Below are 20,907 nucleotides of genomic sequence, written 5' to 3' on the forward strand. Positions count from 1 at the left end.
GAGCCAATGTTCACTGAGTATCGGCCAACCCATGGTTACGACGAATATTTTTGTCGGGAACAATCTGCTCCCAGAGCAGACCTGGAGCCACTGCTGTCGTCGCTTGGACAGATAGGACTCACAGAACTCAACCGCAATCACGCTTCCGCCGGGAACCTTTTAAGACGACTCGGGGCCACCTTCCGACTCAACGACGCTGGACTGCATGGAGGCGAAAGGATCCTGCCCTTCGATCCCCTTCCACGACTCATTCACCAACATGAATGGTCCAACCTCGAACGTGGTCTCCTGCAGCGCCTAGAAGCAATTGATCGGTTCTTAGCAGACATCTATGGACCACAGAAAATCCTCAAGGATGGCGTGATTCCACGGGAAGACGTGGAAAGTTCGCAAGGCTGGAGGCCACAGATGCAAGACATCAAGCTGCCCCTAAATCGCTGGTGTCATATTTCAGGACTGGATCTAATCCGCGATGAGGCAGGCACTTGGCGCGTACTCGAAGACAACCTGCGCTGTCCATCCGGTGTGGCCTACTTCCTCGAGAACCGACAGGTCATGAAGCGATTGTTTCCCAGCCTGTTTGCTGGACGAACCGTTCAACCCATCGACGACTATCCCTCCAGGTTGTTACAGACACTGCAAGACTTAGCTCCTTGGGCAGATAAGCCACGCGTTGTATTGCTCACACCAGGAGTATTCAATAGTGCCTACTTCGAACACAGTTATCTCGCACAACAGATGGGCATCGCTCTGGTGGAAGGGCGTGACTTGATCTGCGAAGAAGGCCGCGTTTGGATGCGCAGCACAACTGGTCGTGAAGTGGTGGATGTGATCTACCGACGAATCGATGACGATTTTCTCGATCCAAAGGTGTTCCGTCGCGATTCAGCGCTGGGCGTACCTGGATTGATCGATGTTTTGCAGAGTGGCAGGGTCGCCATTGCCAATGCACCCGGCACCGGGATCGCCGACGACAAGTTGATCTACGCCTACATCCCGAAAATAATTCGGTATTACCTCAATGAAGAACCGATTATCGAAAATGTTCCCACCTATCTCTGCTCCCGCCCAGATGATCAACAGTACGTTCTAGAAAACCTTGAAAAGCTTGTGGTTAAGTCTGTAGCTGAAGCAGGAGGCTATGGAATGCTGATCGGCCCACAATCAAGCCGAAGTGAGATCTTAGAATTTGACACAAAGATTAGATCTAATCCACGCAATTACATAGCCCAGCCCACGCTTCAACTCTCCACCATTCCTGCACTGAGCCAGGGAGAACTATTTCCCTGTCATGTGGATTTACGGCCCTATATTTTACGCGGAAAGTCCAACTGGGTCAGCCCAGGTGGGCTGACCCGCGTCGCCTTAAAGCGTGGCTCTTTGGTGGTGAACTCATCCCAAGGTGGTGGCTGTAAAGACACATGGGTTGTGGGTGACAGCCAGGTTGTGGGTGACAGCCAGGTTGTAAACGACGGTGACGTTGAACCAACACTTCAGGAGGCAATGCCGTGCTGAGCCGGGTTGCCGACTCCCTCTACTGGATTAATCGATATGTAGAACGCGCTGAAAATATTTCTCGCTTTCTGGAAGTAAGTGAAGCCATGGCTTTGGATTGCCCACCCGGCAGTGCAGAACCATGGATCCCACTCATTGATGCCAGTGGAGACAGGCAGAGTTTCGATCAGGGCTACCCACTGCGATCTCCGCGAGATGTCGTGGGGTTTTTATTGCTAGACCGCGATAACCCCAACAGCATCCTCAGCTGCATTGCCACTGCCAGGGAAAATGCACGCCAAATCCGCGATGTTATTACCACAGAAATGTGGGAGCAATTGAACGACCTCTACTGGAATGTTCAAGATGGAGAAGCCATCTGGCAGGAACCAGATCAAGAGCAACTCCGCAGCATCCGAAGAGGTTGCCAACTGTTTTATGGCATTACGGATGTCACCCTGAGCCGCGATCAAGCCTGGCTCTTCAGTCAACTAGGCCGTTGGATTGAACGCGCCGACAAAACATCCAGAATCCTTGATGTGAAGTATTTTCTTCTTCTGCCAACCCCAAAAGAAATTGGTGGCGTTCTTGATGAACTTCAATGGATATCTCTACTTCGTACAGCTGGGGCTTACCAGATGTACCGCCAAAGTGTTCAACAGGCGATCACTCCATCCTCTGTGGCCAGGTTCCTTTTACTGGATCCAATTTTTCCAAGGTCAGTGCGCTTCTGTTTGCAACAAATCAACGACACATTGCAACTCATCCAACGGCAACCACAACTGGGCCCTCCTGACGATCTCGAATGCCTACGCGGGCAATTGCTGGCCAAGTGGAGCTATGTGCGGATTGACGCCCTAATTGAACGGGGGCTACACGAAGCCATTGACGAATTACAGGGAGATCTCAATCAACTGCATCAACTCATCCACGCCCGATATTTCGTCACCACCGACCTTGGCTCCATTCCCACTGACCCGTCATGCGCGCTGAGCTAACCCACTGCATCACCTACCACTACGACGCTCCGGTCAGCTTGAGCGAGCACAGGCTCTGCATGCGACCTCGGGGTCATGGTCATCAGCGCCTGCTGAATTACCAACTCAATATTTCGCCAAAGCCTTGCCACAGCCATGAACTCGTAGCAGCCAGTGGCGATGCCATTCAACGCGTGCGGTTTCAAAACGCCACCGATGAACTCCGCTTTGAAGCTTGCAGTCGCCTCGAAACCACAACTGCAGCACCCCTACTGAATTGTCTAGATGGCCGCGAACCACTTCTCCCTTATCCACGGGGTCGTCTGAATCCAGATCTTCAAGGTGCACTGGAGGGCTGGCTGCCAAACGGCCAACACGATCCCTCAGCTGTTGCTTTGGCTCAAGACGCCTTAATGGGAACCAACCAACAAGCACTGTCGTTTCTCAATCAGCTCATCGAGATGATCCAAGACAGGGTGAAATACACCCAGCGTCATCAAGGAGCCGCCTGGCCGGCGGGACGAACACTGCGGGAACGAGTTGGTTCCTGTCGCGACCTCGCAATGTTGATGGTCGAGTGCTGCAGAAGCATTGGGCTACCGGCACGATTTGTAAGCGGATATCACTTAGCGAACCCAGCGCCCGAGTCGTACGACCTACACGCCTGGGCAGAGGTTTACTTACCAGGTGCCGGATGGCGTGGATTTGACCCGAGCGCCGGAGGAGAAACAACCGATCGCTACATCGTGCTGGCAAGCTCCTCAAGTCCAGAGCTCACGGCAGCGATTACTGGCAGCTTCAGCGGACTGGCATCAACGCAAAGCCAACTGAGTTGGACGATCCAAGCGACCGTTGACGACAACACCAATCAACCTGGGGAAAAGAAGACCCTGATTCAGGCAGCTTGAAGAAGAGGCTCAACACCATGCAACACAGGACGGCTAGCGCCCAGAGACGTCGCAAATTTCAAAGCGGGGATGCAACCACTGTTGTAGACGCGGAATTCACGGGTCAACGATGCTCCCTGGTCACGAACCGCTTGATTGAGCACGACAGATCCATCTAGATCAGAAATAGATCGATGAAATGTTCCAGGAGGGATACGGAGGATGTCGCCTCCAGCCGCCAGACGAACAATATGAAAAGGCTGATCCCAAGAAAGATTAACGAGATAAAATGTACGTCCTCCACTTGCAGCAAGGAGATTATCTTCTTGGTGGGGATGTAAATAAAATTGCCAGTCTCCAGTTTTCAGATCATTTGGAGGGCTGATTGCAGGCCCACTGTGGATGACGAGATCACGAGCATTCGACGTACCTATCGTGACATCAAAAAAGCGCACGGCTGGTGTATCCCTAAATCGTTCATACGGAATTAACTCAAACATGCAGCAATGGGATTTTTAAATTCATAACCATTGTTTTTACAGAGAAACCAATGGATTTTTAGTGACAACAGCCACGCTTTAAGCAATACAGTTCAATCCAAGCCAAAGCGATGAACATCACTCGTGCTCTAGAGAGCATCCCCTAGGGCAATTTGAAGCATCAAGAAAAGCCGCGGGAGGGAACAGAAGCTGATGAACACAAACAGGCACTGATTTCATAAGAAATCCTAAAGATGTATCGAGACGAACTCCGACTTTGTTTTTGGTTAGTGAAAATCTTGCTGTAGCAACAGCTACACAACGTTCACTTCGCTACGGCGCGAAGCGCATCACACCTCAGGCCATGGAACGGGGACCTGGGAGCTTGCTTGAACAATCATCATGACTTCCCTTCTATACAGAGGACATCAGTACCAACAACCTCACGTGACTGGACAGCCCTCAAGCGTTCAGCTCACCTATCGACGCAACATCTACAAAACGCTCCAACAACAAGCAAAGAGTGAGCACTCAGTTGTGCTGACTTACCGCGGCTTGCAATACGTGCGCTGCAGCTGAGCATCACCCTTCTGCCTGCCAAGGTTCTTGTGAGCCTGAGCAGGCAGAAGCGGCTCCCCTAGCAAGCCTCAAAGATGGGCAAACTCGCATCCTCCACGTTTTTACAGGAGTGATCCCGAGTTTTTTCCGAAGTTTCTGAACAACTGGTCGCCATCAGAGCCATGGTGCAAGGGTTAGGTCCCACCATGTTCACAATCGAGAGAAAGTCAGGCACTCACTGGCAGCCTGAAATCCAACGCAAAACGGAATTTAAAGCTTTCGTGGATGCCCGAACGAAATGCATGGCCACTGGTCAGACCTATCGCGTGGTGAATCGAGACCAAGGCGTTGAGTGCGTGATCACTCTTGATGACTGCAGGAAGCACTTTCACGCGCTTTAGGGCAACCAAAGGAAAAGGTTTCTAAAACTAAAAACGATTTCATTGACAGCCAATAAACAGCATCAGGCAGTCATCCCCCCAGATAAGCCATTTCGGCATGGGATTTCTCTTTATCAATCTGCAGACTTCGCTCTTCACTAAAACGATCAGAGCGCCGAGTCCACAATTCAGACAAACATTCACGAAGTTGAGTCTCTGATTCGTCAGTTCTTAAATAAGGCCGAAGATCTACGCCCTGCGATGCAAATAAACAAGTAAATACTTGACCATCTGCAGTAACCCTAATCCGATTGCAATCTCCACAAAACGGCGCGCTAATTGAACTAATCACACCGATATAGCCAGCGCCATCGCGATACCGCCACCGCGATGTCGTGGAGTTTGATGAACGGCCAACCGGATCTAGGGGCCAGTGCGATGACACGCACTGCACCATCTCCATGGCAGGCATCACCTGAGCAAGCGACCAACCGTTACGGCTTCCCACATCCATATATTCGATCAGACGCAACTCCAACCCGCGATCACGGGCCAGCCGGGCCAACGGAATCAACTGATCATCATTCCGGCCTTTCTGAATCACCGCATTGAGCTTCAAAGCACCGTGAGACGAATTGAAGCCAGCCGATCGAGCCGCCTCTAGTCCCACCAACACCTGATCCAACAAGGATTGGCCAGCTGGAGTCCCACCTTGCAAACCAGCCATGCGAGCAACACTGGCTGCATCCGCACCATCCAGGCTGATCGTTATACGGTCCAAACCAGCACACTTGAGCCTCAAAGCCCGCTCAGGCGACAGCAGAACCCCATTCGTCGTCAGAGCTAATTCCTTCAAACCAGCGGGTCGATCCAAGGCAATCGCAGCCAGCAACGGCTCAAGGCGATCACTGAGCAATGGCTCCCCGCCGGTCAGCCTGACGGTATGAACTCCCAAAGAACAAGCGACACGAATTAAACGCAACTGATCCTGCAAATCGAGCATTCCCTCTGGATCGCGAGAATCAGGGCAGCAGTAGGGGCACGCCAAATTGCAGCGGGCCGTCAGCGACAAACGCAACACACCCAGTGGGCGCCCATGCGAATCCAAATTGGATGTCGCATCAGTCATTCCGACAACACCAACAGATCCTTCGGCTTGTTGGCATTCAGCAAACACCCCGACGGCAGCACCACTGACTCATAGGGCACCCGGTCCAACCAGTCCAACCAGCGATAGCAACCTCGGGACAGCTGCTCTGACAAACACGTTTGGAAGGGAGTTCCCGAAGGAATAATGGCCAAAAGCGGCTGAAGCTGCTCACCGTCATGGGCCACAGCCACCTTGTTGGGGTGTCGTCGCCAAGCCTCAATCAATTGGCGAAAAACCGCGGTCGTGAGCTTGGGCATATCGACCGGCAGCACAAGCCAAGCACCATCTGATCCCGATGACAAAACACAGTCGAGAGCTTGCAATGGGCCATTCCAGGGAGGTGGCTCCAACACAAATTTCAGCCCAGATTGATGCGCCAAGACGTCCGCATGAGCCTGATGCCGGCTGACCACAACAACCGGCAAGCCCAATGGCATCAACTGTTTAATCATTGCCGTTAGCCACACACCACCCTTCTGATGCGGCAGCAATGCTTTATCGCGCCCCATCCGCCGGCTCGTCCCACCACTCAGAAGACAAACCCGGAGTGATCTAACCAAACAATTCATCCTTCTGAAAGAAATCTCGAACCAAGGCAGCACCAAAAACTGTCGCAACAACTACTTAATCAAAGCTATGCGGAATGACTGATGAATCCCATCAGCAAGGTAGATGTAACACAGGATACAAAAATAAATTTATTGGTAGCTATTTGCACCAAAAATATCATCCGTTATTGATTAAATAGTCCCATAAGCGGATGTTTTTAGACCGTTTCATCATCCTCGGGCACTTTTTTTTGAAGCCTGCGGCGTAACTAACCACTCCCTAATGCTTCGCGACCTTTGGTCGTTCCAAGGTAGGTATCGGACTCTCCACCTCACCTGGTTCGCCTTTTTCCTGACCTTCGTGGTCTGGTTCAATCTGGCCCCTTTAGCCACCACCGTCAAAGCGGATCTTGGACTCACGCTTGGTCAGATCCGCACCGTAGCCATTTGCAACGTGGCCCTCACCATCCCAGCGCGCGTGCTCATCGGCATGTTGCTGGATAAATATGGGCCTCGGCTTACTTACTCAGGGATCCTGGTCTTTTCAGCCATCCCCTGCCTGCTATTTGCGTCCGCCCAGGATTTCAACCAACTTGTGGTGGCCCGTCTTCTGCTCTCCATCGTCGGCGCCGGCTTCGTAATCGGGATCCGCATGGTGGCCGAATGGTTCCCACCGAAAGAAATAGGTTTAGCCGAAGGCATCTACGGCGGCTGGGGCAACTTCGGCTCCGCCTTCTCCGCCCTCACCATGGTGGCCCTCGCCGGATTCCTCTCATTCTCAGGTGGGTTTGAACTGCCCTCCGGTGCTGTTTTGAACTGGCGTGGGGCCATTGCACTCACCGGAATTATTTCCGCTGTGTACGGCGTTTTCTACTTCTTCAACGTCACCGATACGCCTCCAGGCAAGACCTACCAAAGACCCTCAAAAACCGCAGGCTTAGAAGTCACGTCGATGCGCGATTTCTGGGGTTTGCTGGGAATGAATGTGCCCTTCGCTGCAATCCTGTGCGTCCTTTGCTGGCGTCTTCAAAAGGTGGGCTTCCTCAATGCCGGCACCTACCCACTGGCCATTGGAGCGGTGGCAATTTGGTTTGCTTTCCAAACCTGGGGAATCGTCCGGACTAACAGAGAACTCATCCTTGGCACCAAGGTTTATCCCAAAGAAGATCGCTACGAGTTCCGCCAAGTGGCGATTCTGGAGCTCACTTACATCGTGAACTTCGGCTCCGAACTCGCAGTGGTTTCAATGCTGCCAACATTCTTTGAAACCACCTTCGACCTTCCGAAGGCCACGGCAGGCATCCTGGCGTCCTGTTTCGCCTTCGTGAACCTGGTCGCTCGTCCCGCTGGAGGCCTGATCTCCGACAAGGTTGGTAGCCGGAAAAACACGATGGGCTTCCTCACTGCTGGATTGGGAGTTGGCTACTTGGTGATGAGCATGATCAAACCCGGTACCTTCACCGGTACTACCGGAATCGTCATAGCCGTGGCGATCACGATGCTCGCGTCCTTCTTCGTGCAATCTGGCGAGGGGGCAACCTTCGCATTAGTTCCTCTTGTTAAACGTCGCGTCACTGGACAGGTGGCCGGACTCGTCGGTGCATACGGCAACGTTGGTGCGGTGACTTACCTCACGATTTTCAGCCTTCTACCGATGTGGATGGGCGGTGGCGGAGAACCAACTCCCGAGGTGATCGCTGCCTCCAACAGCGCCTTCTTCCAGATCCTTGGTGTAGCTGGTCTAATCGTCGCTTTTTTCTGCTTTTTCTTCCTTAAGGAACCAAAAGGCTCCTTCGATGAATTGCATGAAGGCGAAGTCGCCTAATCAGTTCAAATCTGCAGTGGTCTGACATTGCAGCTGTGCCCGGGGCATCGACCCCGGGCTTTTGTTCTTCTTTTGTTTCCATATGACCCAAAGCCCCCGCAGCGTGCGCAGCCAATGCCCCTACTGCGGAGTGGGCTGCGGCCTTGAACTCCTACCCCCTGCTGAGAAAGGTCGACCTGTCCGTAGGGATGCGGAAGGCAACCCAATGTGGACAGCCCGTGGCGACCGGCAACATCCCTCCAGCCTCGGTCAGGTGTGCATCAAAGGTGCCACCGTCGGCGAAACCCTCGCCAGTGGTCGGCTCCGCCAACCACTGTTCCGCAGCAACTTCAGTGACGACTTTGAACCCATTGGTTGGGATGACGCGCTTGAGCGAATCACCAAGCAAATGACTTGCAGCTTGGAACGTCGAGGCCATGCCAATGGCATTGCGATGTATGGCTCTGGTCAGTTCCACACAGAGGACTACTACGTCGCCCAAAAGCTGATGAAGGGTGCCCTTGGCACCAACAACTTTGATGCCAACTCACGTCTATGTATGAGCTCAGCCGTGGCTGGGTACACCCGAAGTCTCGGATCTGACGGCCCTCCCTGCTGCTACGACGACCTCGATCACTGCAGCGTTGCATTCCTCATTGGCACCAACACAGCCGAATGCCATCCAGTGTTGTTCCAGCGTCTGCTGAAACGCAAAAAACGCAATCCCGGAAGCGTAACGATCGTTGTGGTCGATCCCCGCCGAACCGATACCGCTAAAGCAGCAGACATTCACCTACCAATCGCACCAGGAAGTGATCTCGCCTTGCTTCATGGCATTGCTCACCTGATTCTTCGAGAAAATGGACAAGATCCAGCATTCATTGATGACCACACCGAAAACTACGAAGCCTTTTTCGACGTCGTAGCCCGCTGGACGCCAAGACGCGTAGCGCGCTTCTGCAACCTCCCCGAAAAGCGATTACGGGAGGTCGCGCAATTGTTCCACCGGCGTGAAGACGTCCTCAGTCTTTGGTCGATGGGGGTGAACCAGCGGCAAGAAGGCACCGCTGTGGTGTGCGGCCTAATCAACCTGCACTTACTCACCGGACAAATTGGCAAAGAGGGAGCTGGCCCCTTCTCTCTAACGGGACAACCCAACGCCATGGGCGGCCGTGAAGCAGGTGGTTTATCCCACCTGCTTCCGGGTTATCGATTCGTCGCTAACGGGCAACATCGACAGGACGTTGAGCAAGCTTGGGATTTTCCAGCCGGCAGCATCGCAGCAACACCAGGGCTAGCGGCTTGGCAACAGATTGAAGCGATGGAGAGGGGCGAGCTCGACCTCTGGTGGGTGGCCGCAACCAATCCCCTCGTCAGCATGCCTGATCTGGACAGGGTGAAAGCTGCCATGAGCAAATGTCCTCTGGTCGTGGTGAGTGAGGCCTACGCCGATTCCGAAACCTCCCATTACGCACATTTGCTGCTTCCCGCGGCCCAATGGAGCGAGAAGGCGGGAGCCATGACGAACTCGGAACGCAGAATCACTTATTGCCCCGCTTACCGCCGCCGGTTTGGCGAGAGCCGACCGGATTGGGAGGTGTTTGCAGAGGTGGGGCAACGGCTTGGCTTTGAGAAGCAGTTCCACTTCAACTCAGCCGCGGACGTCTATGCCGAATTTGCTGAGCTCACCCGAGGTCGGCTCTGCGACATGTCTGGCCTAAGCCATGCCTTGCTTTCAGAGGAGGGGCCGCAGCAATGGCCCTATCCAAGTGAAAGCACCACCCCCTGCGAATCCAAACGGCTCTACACCGACCATCATTTTGCAACGCCTTCCGGGCGGGCGCGCTTCAGCATCGACCAACCGCTGGGCCTCGCTGAACCCCCATGCGACACCTTTCCACTCGTGCTGACAGTGGGTCGCTACCTCGGACAGTGGCACACGATGACGCGAACCGGAAAAGTGGAACGTCTTCACACCATGCACCCCGAACCACTCCTAGAGATTCACCCCGGCGATGCCCAAGAGCTCAAAGTTGTGAACGGTGAGTTGGCAGCGATCAGCTCTCGCCGTGGACACATCACCGCAACAGTGAAGGTGACCGACAGGATCCGACGCGGCTCAGTGTTCTTGCCGATGCACTGGGGCTTTACCCAAGAGAACGCCTGCGAAGCCAACACATTGATGCATGATCAAGCCTGTCCTATTTCCAAGCAGCCGGAATTGAAAGCCTGTGCGGTGATCGTGGCGCCAGCGGTGTCGATGGTGAAACCCATCGAACAAGAAAAAGGCCGACTGGAGGCACTACGACGCCTGCTCACCCCAACACTTCGCTGAAGGCTGCTGCCAGGTTGTGGTGATCATGCCCCGGTCGGACCAGCTTGCAAAGACAAAATCGATCCAGCTCAGACAAATCTGCCCACTGCGCTGCGGTCAGCCGCACCCCGCGCGCTTGAGCAGCATCAGTCACCTCAACCGGCATGGAATCAGCTTGCTGCCATGGAGCATCCACGGCCGGAGAAAGATCCTTCGCCATGCCATCAGCCATCGATCGAGTCAGCAATCGCAAGTGCTCACGACACTGCTCCAGGTCATCTGGAGCATCCGACCAATTGACTAACTCTTGGCGCTGATCCTGAGACAACTCCAACCAGTGACTCAACTTCAGCTTGAGCCCCATTAAATCCAATTTGCGCCGCACACAAAGTGGAATGCAACGCCAAGTTCCCACAAAATCCCGCTCGAAAGCGAAGCAGTGATCGGCAGAGATAGACGAGCGTTTCATCACACCAGCATCAGCCATAAAGCGATCAATTTCACCAATGGTGTGAATGGTGACAACAGCTTTGGTTTGCATCAGCGATGTTCACCTTGTTACATAAATTGCATTGTGCGTCTCGCGATTTGTTTAGGAATGTTCCTCGGTATGTCCCACGGCTGGGTCATGGCAGAAACACGCTCAACTCAACATTCGAGCGAGTGGAATATTTTAAAAACCGTTAATTCTGATACCAGTTTTTTCCCAAACCGTAGCCATTCATACCCTTCATTCGCATACTGAAGCTCTGACAACAGAGTTCAGGCGTGACAAGCAGCATCTCTTCCTCCAGCCGCAGTGCGGTTTCCATCGCAGCTGGATTCCTTGGGGCCTTCATCGTTGGCTCCCTGGCTGTGCAACTTGTGCACACTCAATCTCGCCCACTGAACAACGGCCAAGCTGATGTTGACCCTGTGATTGCCAGCCCTGCAACGCTATGGGCAGCATTGGGCGAACGCGATGCCGTGATGGAACCCAACGTGGCAGCAAGCAACGTCGTGGCATCACCGACTCCTGCCATCAATGTCGAACCTGTAGTGGGCTCCGAAGCAACGCTTTGGTCCACTCTGGGCGAACGCTAAAGAACACTTAAAAACAGACTCGATTTAATAGTCTGTTGGCATGCTCTTGCATCGCCGAAAACTGCTCGAAACCTCTGCAGGTTTGGCCTTCACAGCCTTCATCGGCGGGCAATCTGCAGCGGCTTCAACCGAGGAATCCTGTCAACCGCGAGATCCCTTAAAGAATTTGATGGAGGGCAACCACCGCTTCTCAAATGCTTGGCAAGAGGCAGGTCGCAACCCCTCCACCAATCTCGGAAGCGAACTCCAAAACAACCGCTGCTTCAACGCTCCACAAACGCTGATCAACGAGCAACATCCCTGGGCCACTCTGCTCACTTGTGCTGACTCACGCGTCTCTCCTAGCTGGATCTTCGACACCACACCTGGAGAACTTTTTGTAATTCGAAGCGCGGGCAACACTGCTTTTGATGCAGCAATCGCTTCGATCGAATACAGCGTGAGCATTCTTCAAACACCCCTCGTAATGGTGATGGGGCATAGCGGTTGTGGCGCCATATCAACGGCCATGGGAGAGGCTGCGTTAACCCCCTCTTTGGAACGCCTGATCACCCCAATCCGCTCTCAAATCGCGGATAGCACTGACTTAGCAGCAGCCGTGCGTAGCAATGCTCTGGGAACAGCCACAACCTTGAGAGACAACAGCCCTTTGCTGCGTAAAGCGGAAGCCACAGGCGCCTTGAAGCTGGTCGTGAGCTACTTCGATCTCCAAACAGGTGCAGTGACCTTGATCTAATGCAAAGCGACCGCAATCTGAGCCACCTCAACAGCAAAGGCGACGTGCACATGGTGGATGTCGGAGATCGACCCTCCACCTTTCGGGAAGCACATGCCCAAGGCAGCATCCAAATGGATAGAGAAACCTTTGACTTAATTCTCCGCGGAGAAACGCCAAAAGGTGATGTATTAGCTGTGGCTCGAATTGCAGCAATCCAAGCCGCCAAACGCACCTGGGAACTCATTCCCTTATGCCATCCAATTTCCTTGAGCGGAATGGACGTCGACATCCAACCCGCCGAACACCTACCTGGACTAAGGCTGAATTGCCGATGTCGGACCACTGGGCCGACCGGCGTAGAAATGGAAGCCATGGTTGCGGTGTCCGTCGGACTACTCACCCTCTACGACATGCTTAAAGCGGTCGATCCAGCCATGACGATTGGTTCGATTCAACTCATCCACAAGTCAGGGGGACGCAACGGTGTCTGGAACCGCTGAGCCCTACGGCATCGAAGGTATGCCGCTCTTGGAGGCGCAAAAAAAAATCCTCTCAGCCATCACGCCAACCCATAACACCGAAACCGTTGCACTGAACCAAGCGCTGGGTCGCGTCAATGCCGAACCTGTTGTTGCTCTGGAGGCTGTGCCTGGATTTAGAGCCTCAGTGATGGATGGCTACGCACTTGGTCAGCACACGCAACCGCAACAAGGTGACCAATGGACACTTCAAGGGCGATCCGCACCAGGTGCTCCTTTCCAAGGTTCTTTAAGCCGCGGAGAAGCGATCCGAATTCTCACAGGGGCCCCATTACCCCCCGGGGCCGGATGGGTACTGCCGCAGGAACTTGTGAGCACAAGAGATACGGAACTCACCCTTAAAGGCAACGCATCTGACAACCCATGGATCCGTGCAGCCGATGAGGAATGCAAAGCCAAAGATTGCCTTTTAAATCCAGGCCAACGCCTCACCCCAGCACTCCTCGGGCGTCTGGCTAGTTGCGGCGTTGCCCAACTCTTGGTGTATCAACAACCCCGGATCGGCCTCATCATTAGTGGTGACGAACTGGTGCCAGCTGGAACCACAAGACCACCAGGAGCCATTTGGGAGAGCAATGGAACGCTGCTCATCGCACTATTTCAACTGCTTGGCCAAGACGTAGTGCAGAAATCCGTTGTCGCTGATGAACCCCAAGCACTCCGCCAAACGCTTCAAGATCTAAGCAAGCAATGCGATGTGGTCGTCAGCACAGGTGGCGTCTCAGCAGGAGACAGCGACTGGATTCGACCGCTAGTGGCCGAACTTGGTGTCGTCGAGTTCTGGAAGCTATTCCTCAAGCCAGGGCGTCCCTTTGCCTTCGGCAGCCTCGGGGACGGCGTCCCGTTCTTCGGTCTCCCGGGAAATCCGGTCGCCGCAGCCATAACCGCCATCCAGCTGCTCTGGCCTGCGTTACAAACCATCGAAGGCCAAGCCACGCCCGAACTGTTCCCACGCGTGCGTGTCGAACTCGCAGATCAGCTCCAGCGTCGCCCCGGTCGCCCCGAACTGGCACGGGCTCAGTTGGACGTCGGCTCTTCAGGCCAGTTGCTGGCACGACTGAATGGATCGCAGGCTTCCTCACGGATCGGATCCCTTGAGGGCGCGGATCTACTCCTCGAACTGCCAGCAGAAGCTGAACACCTCAAGCCCGGGGAGCAGCTATGGGCACAATTGATCCGACGAACCGTGTTCTGAAGTCGTCCACCACCTCAAGCCTGTTACCAGGCCTAACCTGAGCGATAAGAACGTTGCCGGCATGCATCTCACGATCGTCGGTTGTGGCTTTGTCGGTCTCGCCCTGGCGCGCCAACTTCAAGCTGAGCGATCGCAACTCACCCTCACTCTCACCACAACAAGGGAAGAGCGATACGCGGAATTACAACCTCTTGCTGATCAAGTGAAGATCTGCGATGCCGCTGATCCAATCTCCCTCAAACAAGCCTTATCCGACGCAGAGATCGCTGTGTTCTGCCTTGGGCCTAAGGGGGATCGTCAAGTGGATGAAGATGGCTATCGAAACACCTTTATCGACAGCTTCCAATGCCTAACGAGCTTGCTCCCGCAACTCCCACAACTGCGTCAAATCATTTATACGAGTAGCTGTTCGGTCTATGGCGACGCACAGGGAGAGTGGGTCAGTGAATCAACGCCGACTAACCCCGGCAATGGTCATGGCGCTGTGTTGGTAGACAGTGAATCTCTGCTCCAAGCGATCCATCAACCATCTCGTCTGGTCTGCATTCTTCGCCTTGGCGCTCTGCACGGTCCAGGTCGTGAATTCAAAGACCGCTTTCAAAACCTCGCCGGACAGACACGGCCTGGACGTGGGCAACAATTCACCAATTGGGTCCACGTCGATGATGTAGCAGGTGCCATCAAGGCTGCAATGACCGAGATGTGGAGTGGTGTCATCAATGTCGTCAACGATCAACCGATCCGCATAGCGGATCTAATCGACAGAACCCTCTCAAGCGAAGGACTCGAACCGATTCGATGGGGTGATGATCCCAAAACCGCAAGCAGTGGTCGTCGCGTTCGAAATACTCGTCTCCATGCACTCGGCTACGTCCTCAAGCATCCAAAAGCGACGTTTTAAAGCGGCGTATTCCCACTCAACCAAGTGCCTTGATCTGAAAACCACTCCCTCTTCCAAAAGGGTGCCTGATGCTTCAACGCTTCTAAAAGGTCACTACAACAACGCTGAGCACAACCACGGCGGTCTGCCTCAACGGCCACTAGAACAATGAGCTCACCGGGTAGCAAAGTTCCAACGCGATGGACGACAAACGCGCGCATCGCTCCGTGGTGCTGCAGCTGTTCTCGAGCCAACTGCAAAAGCTGACGCTCACAAAAACCCGGGTAATGCTGCAACTCCAACGCCTGTAGAGGCTCACCATCAAGCGTCTGCGGACGCACCCGTCCAAGAAAAACTGCACTTGCAGCCGCAGCTCCAGCCCAACCCTCCAACGCCTCAAAAGCGGAAAAGGGATCAGGCTGAATTTGCACCTGAATGGAATCATCCTGGCCGATTTCAACCACCGGTAAAGGGTGGAAGAAAGGCCAATTCGTCACCAGCTCGGAGGGGCTGATCTGATCGAACCAACTCCTGGTTAACAGCCACACAGACAGACTCCAGAGGACCGAGCTCCAACTGATCCCACACCTGGGCTGCTGTGATTCCGGCTTCTGAGACCGGGATGCTTCGCTCCTCCCAACCAGCACGATCTCGCAATGACGCGAACAACAGCACCCGAAGCACAGAGGCCAAAACCGACTGATGCGGTTCTAGCGTCCAAATCACTTGCTGCCAGCGCGTGAGTTTGGCCATCGCACTTTTAACCATCTCCGATAGCAGAACCCTCGCGGATGATCCCAGTGGGGATTTGCTGCAGCAGCGGTTGGAGACGGCGGGCCATCGTCTCAGTGAACGCTGCCTCTGCCCCGATGACCGCTACATCATTCGAGCGGAACTCAGCCGTTGGATTGCAGACCCTGCCGTGGATGTCGTGATCACTTGTGGTGGTACTGGCCTAACGGGACGAGATGGTTCTCCCGAAGCAATTACACCCCTTTTAGACAAAACGATCGATGGTTTCGGGGAGCTCTTCCGTGTGTTGTCGTTCGAGACGATTGGCACCAGCACGTTGCAAAGCCGATGTCTTGCTGGTGTTGCCAATGGCACTTTTGTATTCGTACTTCCCGGCTCCCTTGATGCGGTCGAAACCGCCTGGACGAAACTGATTCGCTCTCAGCTCGATGAGACCACAAGGCCTTGCAATCTGGCCCAACTTCGATCTCGACTCCGGGAACCCGCAACAATGCGAGTCAAAAAGGAATCGGCATCGTGACCGCAGCAGGCTGGGGCCGACAGGCCTCAACCTGCTGATCAATCACGTCTCCCACCACCACGATCGAAGGAGACTTGAACTTCTGCTCTCGCGTCGCAACAGCCACCTCCGACAACGCAGCCTTGAGACACCGCTGGCCCTCCACGGTGCCTTGCTGAATCACGGCAACCGGAGTTGTTGGCGCAAGGCCACCCGCAATTAATTCTTCAGCGATTTTGGGCAAGTTGTGAAGCCCCATGTAAATCACAAGTCCATCACTGGCCTTCGCCAGGGCACGCCAGTCAACAGAGGGCCTGCGTTTGTCAATCTCTTCATGGCCGGTGACAAAGGTCACCGACGACCCTGATCTGCGATGGGTGACAGGAATTCCGGCATAGGCCGGGGCCGCAATCCCAGCCGTAACTCCTGGAACGACTTCAACAGGAATATTGCGTGCTGCCAAATATGCAGCCTCTTCACCGCCACGACCAAACAGAAACGGATCACCACCCTTCAAGCGCACAACGCATTCGTGTCGTTTTGCCATGTCCACAAGCACTGCATTGGTGCTGGGTTGTGGCACGGAATGATGTCCGCGTCGTTTTCCAACGAATTGGCGTTCGCAATGCGGAGGAACGAGATCAAGCACTTCCTTGGGCACTAGGGAGTCGTAAACCAAGGCATCACATCGCGTCAGCAAGCGATGGGCCTTCAGCGTGAGCAGTTCAGGATCACCAGGGCCAGCACCCACTAAATACACAGTTCCTGGCTTGGATTCGGTCACGGCAAGCATGCAAGCAAATCGAGAAGGCCCTCACGAATCGAGGAGTGTTCCAGCAGCGGTGGTGGGGCACCTACCTGACGCAACGACTCCGTCATCCGATTGGGCGCAAGTGCAAGAGGAATTGGTCGAGCATCAGCGTGCTGAGTCTGATACTCAGGCCAGCGATCGAACGAAACCAACGGAAGCGTCAAAGAGACCGACAACATCGTTAAAAAACGATCAGCGACCCCTTCTCGCAGGGGGTGGTGCACCAAAACAGAACCTGGCTCCAGTTGACGCTGAACAGAAGACGCCACCAGGCCCCACCAAAGAGGCCATGCACCAAGAAAGGGCAACATCGTGACCCTCGCGCCGTCGGTACACAAGCGCTGACGAATCGCCGGCACATCAGCTCTCGCATGGGCCCCAGGCCAAAGAAGCAACGGAAGCAAAAGAAGTGGATAATCCGGAGCCAGTGGGCACTCTTCTGCCGTGAGTGCTTGCAGTTGAACGGGTGCTGAGCGCTTGCCCTGCAGCTCGTCGACAAAAGACGACAAACACGACGGCACCACTCCACCCGCACGACCATGCACAACCATCCGAATCGCAAACTGCTGCGAAGCAGAAGAACGATTCCGTAACAACGGCCACGGATCAACTACCAGGTCCCCTGGTGTCATCAGCCTGGTATCTCCGCTGTCGAATCCATGACGCGCCGTCGCTACACCGATCGTGCTCCATTGACGAGCCAGTCGTATCGGAGCCATTCCGATAGGGACTTCGTCCAACGCAGGCGCTACCCCTCCGACGAGCCTCGAGTTCCCAGTGAGCTGGATCGAGACATTGCCGCCATGAAACGCGTCTGGCAGATGGTCCGAGCCGGAGCGATTCGGATGGTTGGCGAAATAGGACGCCAATACTGAACCAACGACAAGCTGCCTTCTACGTCTCCACGCCAGCCACAAGATGTAGCCAAAGCAACCAAAATCATGGGCAATGAAGCAAGTTGAAGGCGAAAGTCAAACGGTCTAATTCGCTACCGACTGAAAGGGATACGCACGGTTAATTGTGTGAGTCCGGCACAACAACTGATCTAGATGCTTTGCCAAATACGTAAATGAGCTTCCCGATAAGCATTCCTAATTCAAGCAATTAATCCCTCTATACGACAGATCACATGACAGCCAGCTCCCCATCCAAGCCCTATCTAGATGGCAAGAAACTGAACAAGATTGAGCAAAAAAAAGCCGATAAGGACGGCCTACTCATCGGAACCGAAATTGATCAGTTTGCTGAGCTGGGTTGGGAGAAAGTAGACGAGACAGATTTACAACTCCGACTGAAGTGGTACGGCATGTTTTGGCGCCCCAAAACGCCGGGCAAGTTCATGCTTCGACTCAGAGTTCCAAACGGTGTGTTGTCGTCTCAACAGCTAAGGGTCGTTGCATCAATTGTTGAGCGTTACGGAGAGAATGGAAGCTGCGATATCACAACACGCCAGAATCTTCAGCTCCGTGGTGTCTTGCTTGGAGATTTTCCTGAAATTCTCAAACGCTTAAAAGAAGTAGGCTTGAGTTCGATCCAGTCGGGGTTCGACAACCCTCGCAATGTCACTGGCAATCCACTAGCGGGAATCGATCCACAAGAAATTGTCGATACACGCCCATACACAACTGAACTTCAAAACTTCCTCACAAACAATTGCGCAGGAAACCCAGAATTCTCCAACCTTCCACGCAAATGGAACACCGCAGTTGCAGGCTCAAAAGATAATTTTTTACTCCATAACGACATTATTTTTCACCCCGTAGAACATAACGGCGTAATGGGATTTGGAGTTTGGATTGCTGGAATCCTCTCCTCACAACTGAATGCTTATGCACTTCCACTGAATGCTTGGGTAAAACCCGACCAGATTTGTGACATGACTGCAGCAGTCATCAAGATCTGGCGTGACAACGGTGAGCGTGACAAACGACCAAAAGGCCGATTCCGCTTGTATCTCGATGAAGTCGGACTCGATGCCTTCAGGGCAATGGTGGAAGAACGCTTTGGGCCACTGATCCCTGATCCAGGTTCTGTATTTAATACCGAGCCCCGTTCTCATTATGGAATTCATCCACAAAAACAAGAAGGTCTTTCCTTTGCAGGCTTGCACATTCCCGTTGGACGCTTAACAGCACAAGATCTACATGATTTCGCCACCGTTAGCCTGCAATATGGCAGCGGTGAAATCCGTCTTACTGAAGACCAAAATGTCATTCTTGTGGGCCTCACAAATGACACCATTGATGGCCTAAAAGAAGATCCTCTACTTCTACGCTTCCCATTAGAACCTGGCAGCATTGCAGCAGGCACGGTGTCGTGCACAGGCAGTACCTATTGCAGCTTTGCACTTACCAACACCAAGGATCAGGCTCTCAAAGCAGCCAAGGAGTTGGATGCGGAATTAAATCTTCCGGAAGAACTGAAAATTCATTGGACAGGTTGCCCAAATACATGTGGCCAGGCCTACATGGGTGCAATCGGCCTCACTGGAACCAAAGCAAAAAATAGCAATGGTGTAATGGGTGAGGGGTACACCATCACCATTGGCGGCTCACAAGGAGCCAACCCAACGCTTGGTGAGCTCCATCAAAAAGCTGTACCAGCTGAAGAAATCAAATCGGTCTTGAAAAACGTATTAATCGAACAATTCGGTGCCACCGCAAAAACTTAGGCACCAATCCAACATCCTCCGGTCTTGATCGTGGCGCTTTCTTATGAAGCCACGGCTCCACCCAAGGACTCTTCATTTTCCATCTCTTTCAACCATCAATATGGCTTTCCAAAACGATCTCTTCTCGCGTTTCGTTAACTGGCTGAGCTCCAGCGGACCAGACAAGAGCGCCATATCTCGCGGAGGCGGAAACTCAGATCTTTTTTCACGCTTTATGAACCGCATTAGCGGTTAATTAACGCGACCTTACTCAATTAATATCACCACAAATCTATGGATTACGTTCTTCCAAATGAACTTGTCGACGGCATGATTACTGCCGGCGGCAAAAAAGCAACAGTCAGCATTAAAAATTTGCTGATTCGTGGCTTCTACTCCGGCGCGATTCTTGGACTCGCTGTGATTCTTGCGCTCACAGTTGGAATCCTCACTAAATTGCCGTTTGTTGGCTCTTTACTCTTTCCTTTCGGTTTCGCCAGCATCGTGCTTTTTGGCATGGAGCTCGTCACCGGAAACTTTGCTCTACTTCCGATGGCAACTTGGGCGGGCAAGAGCACCTGGGGCGCTACTTTCCGCAATTGGACTTGGGTGTGGATTGGTAATTTTATTGGCACCGCTGTTGTGGCGCTGATCATGGCGATCAGCCTCACCAGCGGTTCGATGGATGCGGCAGCAGACAACATTGGACCTCCAATTTGGGACCTGGTTGCTCAAAAAATCGTTGCTCTCAATCAAATTAACGTTGAGAAAAAGTACGAAGCGCTGGGCAGCATGGGTTTCTTCCTCGCATTCCTCCGCGGTGTTGTTGCGAACTGGTTGGTGTGTCTTGGCGTCACCATGGCTTTGGTTAGCAAAAGCGTTCCAGGCAAACTTCTTGCCTGCTGGCTGCCGATCACGGCTTTCCAAACAATGGGAATGGAGCACATTGTGGTGAATCAGTTTTTACATACAGCTGGTCCAATTCTTGGATCTGGAGTGCCTTTTACGAAAGTAATTTTCTGGAACTTCCTTCCTGTTACCCTCGGCAATATCATTGGTGGAATGGTGTTTATTGGAATGCTCTTCTACAGCACCCATCGCACCACCATGGAAAACGTGCTTCCCACCGAGCACGATGACAAACTAGAGCGTGAACTGGCAGCCGAGCTTGGTGCCCGCTGACGAACC

The 20,907-nt window shown here is 53.5% G+C and carries 23 protein-coding genes; 15 read left to right on the plus strand and 8 right to left on the minus strand.

Annotation, left to right across the window (positions count from 1 at the left end):
* Nucleotides 1–6 precede the first annotated feature (6 nt).
* The 3 genes from SYNCC9902_RS11475 to SYNCC9902_RS11485 are packed head-to-tail and all read left to right on the plus strand — an operon-like array spanning nt 7 to nt 3,379.
* Nucleotides 7–1,515: a circularly permuted type 2 ATP-grasp protein gene (locus SYNCC9902_RS11475; RefSeq protein WP_011360998.1), complete on the plus strand. Its 1,509-nt coding sequence runs from the start codon at nt 7–9 to the stop codon at nt 1,513–1,515.
* Complete coding sequence (locus SYNCC9902_RS11480) at nt 1,509–2,492, plus strand: alpha-E domain-containing protein (RefSeq protein WP_011360999.1); 984 nt, start codon at nt 1,509–1,511, stop codon at nt 2,490–2,492. The genes SYNCC9902_RS11475 and SYNCC9902_RS11480 overlap by 7 nt, the downstream gene beginning before the upstream one ends.
* Nucleotides 2,477–3,379, plus strand: a complete 903-nt coding sequence (locus SYNCC9902_RS11485) for a transglutaminase family protein (protein ID WP_011361000.1) — start codon at nt 2,477–2,479, stop codon at nt 3,377–3,379. The genes SYNCC9902_RS11480 and SYNCC9902_RS11485 overlap by 16 nt, the downstream gene beginning before the upstream one ends.
* Here SYNCC9902_RS11485 and SYNCC9902_RS11490 read toward each other — a convergent pair.
* Nucleotides 3,367–3,858 (minus strand): hypothetical protein, encoded by a 492-nt coding sequence (locus SYNCC9902_RS11490; protein ID WP_011361001.1) that lies wholly within the window; start codon nt 3,856–3,858, stop codon nt 3,367–3,369. The genes SYNCC9902_RS11485 and SYNCC9902_RS11490 overlap by 13 nt on opposite strands.
* 381 nt (nt 3,859–4,239) lie before the next feature.
* Here SYNCC9902_RS11490 and SYNCC9902_RS12220 point away from each other — a divergent pair, with 381 nt between their 5' ends.
* Nucleotides 4,240–4,416 (plus strand): DUF4278 domain-containing protein, encoded by a 177-nt coding sequence (locus SYNCC9902_RS12220; RefSeq protein ID WP_011361002.1) that lies wholly within the window; start codon nt 4,240–4,242, stop codon nt 4,414–4,416.
* A 450-nt stretch (nt 4,417–4,866) separates the two neighbouring features.
* Here the strand turns inward: SYNCC9902_RS12220 and moaA are convergent, their stop codons facing one another.
* Together moaA and SYNCC9902_RS11505 are read right to left on the minus strand one after the other, a co-directional pair.
* The gene (moaA, locus tag SYNCC9902_RS11500; RefSeq protein WP_011361003.1) at nt 4,867–5,904 is read right to left on the minus strand and encodes a GTP 3',8-cyclase MoaA; all 1,038 of its coding nucleotides are present in this window, start codon (nt 5,902–5,904) and stop codon (nt 4,867–4,869) included.
* Entirely contained in the window at nt 5,901–6,494 is a 594-nt protein-coding gene (locus tag SYNCC9902_RS11505) for a molybdenum cofactor guanylyltransferase (protein WP_071818442.1), read from the minus strand. The genes moaA and SYNCC9902_RS11505 overlap by 4 nt, the downstream gene beginning before the upstream one ends.
* 262 nt (nt 6,495–6,756) lie before the next feature.
* Here SYNCC9902_RS11505 and SYNCC9902_RS11510 point away from each other — a divergent pair, with 262 nt between their 5' ends.
* Together SYNCC9902_RS11510 and SYNCC9902_RS11515 are read left to right on the plus strand one after the other, a co-directional pair.
* Nucleotides 6,757–8,298 (plus strand): MFS transporter, encoded by a 1,542-nt coding sequence (locus tag SYNCC9902_RS11510; RefSeq protein WP_011361005.1) that lies wholly within the window; start codon nt 6,757–6,759, stop codon nt 8,296–8,298.
* 82 nt (nt 8,299–8,380) lie between these two features.
* The gene (locus SYNCC9902_RS11515; protein WP_011361006.1) at nt 8,381–10,612 is read left to right on the plus strand and encodes a nitrate reductase; all 2,232 of its coding nucleotides are present in this window, start codon (nt 8,381–8,383) and stop codon (nt 10,610–10,612) included.
* Here SYNCC9902_RS11515 and SYNCC9902_RS11520 read toward each other — a convergent pair.
* Nucleotides 10,593–11,060 (minus strand): nitrate reductase associated protein, encoded by a 468-nt coding sequence (locus tag SYNCC9902_RS11520; RefSeq protein WP_041425594.1) that lies wholly within the window; start codon nt 11,058–11,060, stop codon nt 10,593–10,595. The two genes, SYNCC9902_RS11515 and SYNCC9902_RS11520, sit on opposite strands and share 20 nt — an antisense overlap.
* A 299-nt stretch (nt 11,061–11,359) precedes the next feature.
* Between SYNCC9902_RS11520 and SYNCC9902_RS11525 the strand changes: the two genes are divergently transcribed.
* From SYNCC9902_RS11525 to SYNCC9902_RS11545, 5 genes are all read left to right on the plus strand, one after another.
* Entirely contained in the window at nt 11,360–11,674 is a 315-nt protein-coding gene (locus SYNCC9902_RS11525) for a hypothetical protein (protein ID WP_011361008.1), read from the plus strand.
* Between the two features lie 40 nt (nt 11,675–11,714).
* Nucleotides 11,715–12,410: a carbonic anhydrase gene (locus SYNCC9902_RS11530; protein ID WP_011361009.1), complete on the plus strand. Its 696-nt coding sequence runs from the start codon at nt 11,715–11,717 to the stop codon at nt 12,408–12,410.
* Nucleotides 12,410–12,892, plus strand: a complete 483-nt coding sequence (gene moaC, locus SYNCC9902_RS11535; RefSeq protein ID WP_011361010.1) for a cyclic pyranopterin monophosphate synthase MoaC — start codon at nt 12,410–12,412, stop codon at nt 12,890–12,892. Before SYNCC9902_RS11530 ends, moaC begins: the two co-directional genes overlap by 1 nt.
* Entirely contained in the window at nt 12,876–14,126 is a 1,251-nt protein-coding gene (glp, locus tag SYNCC9902_RS11540; protein WP_011361011.1) for a molybdopterin molybdotransferase MoeA, read from the plus strand. Before moaC ends, glp begins: the two co-directional genes overlap by 17 nt.
* A gap of 61 nt (nt 14,127–14,187) precedes the next feature.
* A complete protein-coding gene (locus SYNCC9902_RS11545; RefSeq protein ID WP_011361012.1) occupies nt 14,188–15,027 on the plus strand; it encodes an NAD-dependent epimerase/dehydratase family protein in 840 nt (279 codons plus the stop codon).
* Here SYNCC9902_RS11545 and SYNCC9902_RS11550 read toward each other — a convergent pair.
* Together SYNCC9902_RS11550 and SYNCC9902_RS11555 are read right to left on the minus strand one after the other, a co-directional pair.
* Nucleotides 15,024–15,470: a molybdopterin synthase catalytic subunit gene (locus tag SYNCC9902_RS11550; protein ID WP_011361013.1), complete on the minus strand. Its 447-nt coding sequence runs from the start codon at nt 15,468–15,470 to the stop codon at nt 15,024–15,026. The two genes, SYNCC9902_RS11545 and SYNCC9902_RS11550, sit on opposite strands and share 4 nt — an antisense overlap.
* Nucleotides 15,463–15,759, minus strand: a complete 297-nt coding sequence (locus SYNCC9902_RS11555; RefSeq protein WP_369776152.1) for a MoaD/ThiS family protein — start codon at nt 15,757–15,759, stop codon at nt 15,463–15,465. The genes SYNCC9902_RS11550 and SYNCC9902_RS11555 overlap by 8 nt, the downstream gene beginning before the upstream one ends.
* Here SYNCC9902_RS11555 and moaB point away from each other — a divergent pair.
* Complete coding sequence (gene moaB, locus SYNCC9902_RS11560; protein ID WP_011361015.1) at nt 15,746–16,279, plus strand: molybdenum cofactor biosynthesis protein B; 534 nt, start codon at nt 15,746–15,748, stop codon at nt 16,277–16,279. The two genes, SYNCC9902_RS11555 and moaB, sit on opposite strands and share 14 nt — an antisense overlap.
* Here the strand turns inward: moaB and cobA are convergent.
* Both cobA and SYNCC9902_RS11570 read right to left on the minus strand, forming a co-directional pair.
* Entirely contained in the window at nt 16,257–17,051 is a 795-nt protein-coding gene (gene cobA, locus SYNCC9902_RS11565; protein ID WP_011361016.1) for a uroporphyrinogen-III C-methyltransferase, read from the minus strand. The genes moaB and cobA overlap by 23 nt on opposite strands.
* Entirely contained in the window at nt 17,039–17,701 is a 663-nt protein-coding gene (locus tag SYNCC9902_RS11570; protein WP_011361017.1) for a hypothetical protein, read from the minus strand. Before SYNCC9902_RS11570 ends, cobA begins: the two co-directional genes overlap by 13 nt.
* A 27-nt stretch (nt 17,702–17,728) precedes the next feature.
* Here SYNCC9902_RS11570 and SYNCC9902_RS12915 point away from each other — a divergent pair, with 27 nt between their 5' ends.
* From SYNCC9902_RS12915 to SYNCC9902_RS11580, 3 genes are all read left to right on the plus strand, one after another.
* A complete protein-coding gene (locus tag SYNCC9902_RS12915; RefSeq protein WP_071818419.1) occupies nt 17,729–17,944 on the plus strand; it encodes a hypothetical protein in 216 nt (71 codons plus the stop codon).
* 254 nt (nt 17,945–18,198) lie between these two features.
* A complete protein-coding gene (locus SYNCC9902_RS11575; RefSeq protein ID WP_011361018.1) occupies nt 18,199–19,740 on the plus strand; it encodes a ferredoxin--nitrite reductase in 1,542 nt (513 codons plus the stop codon).
* 273 nt (nt 19,741–20,013) lie between these two features.
* Complete coding sequence (locus SYNCC9902_RS11580; protein WP_011361019.1) at nt 20,014–20,901, plus strand: formate/nitrite transporter family protein; 888 nt, start codon at nt 20,014–20,016, stop codon at nt 20,899–20,901.
* Nucleotides 20,902–20,907: the final 6 nt, after the last annotated feature.

The organism is Synechococcus sp. CC9902 (assembly GCF_000012505.1).
GTDB lineage: Bacteria > Cyanobacteriota > Cyanobacteriia > PCC-6307 > Cyanobiaceae > Parasynechococcus.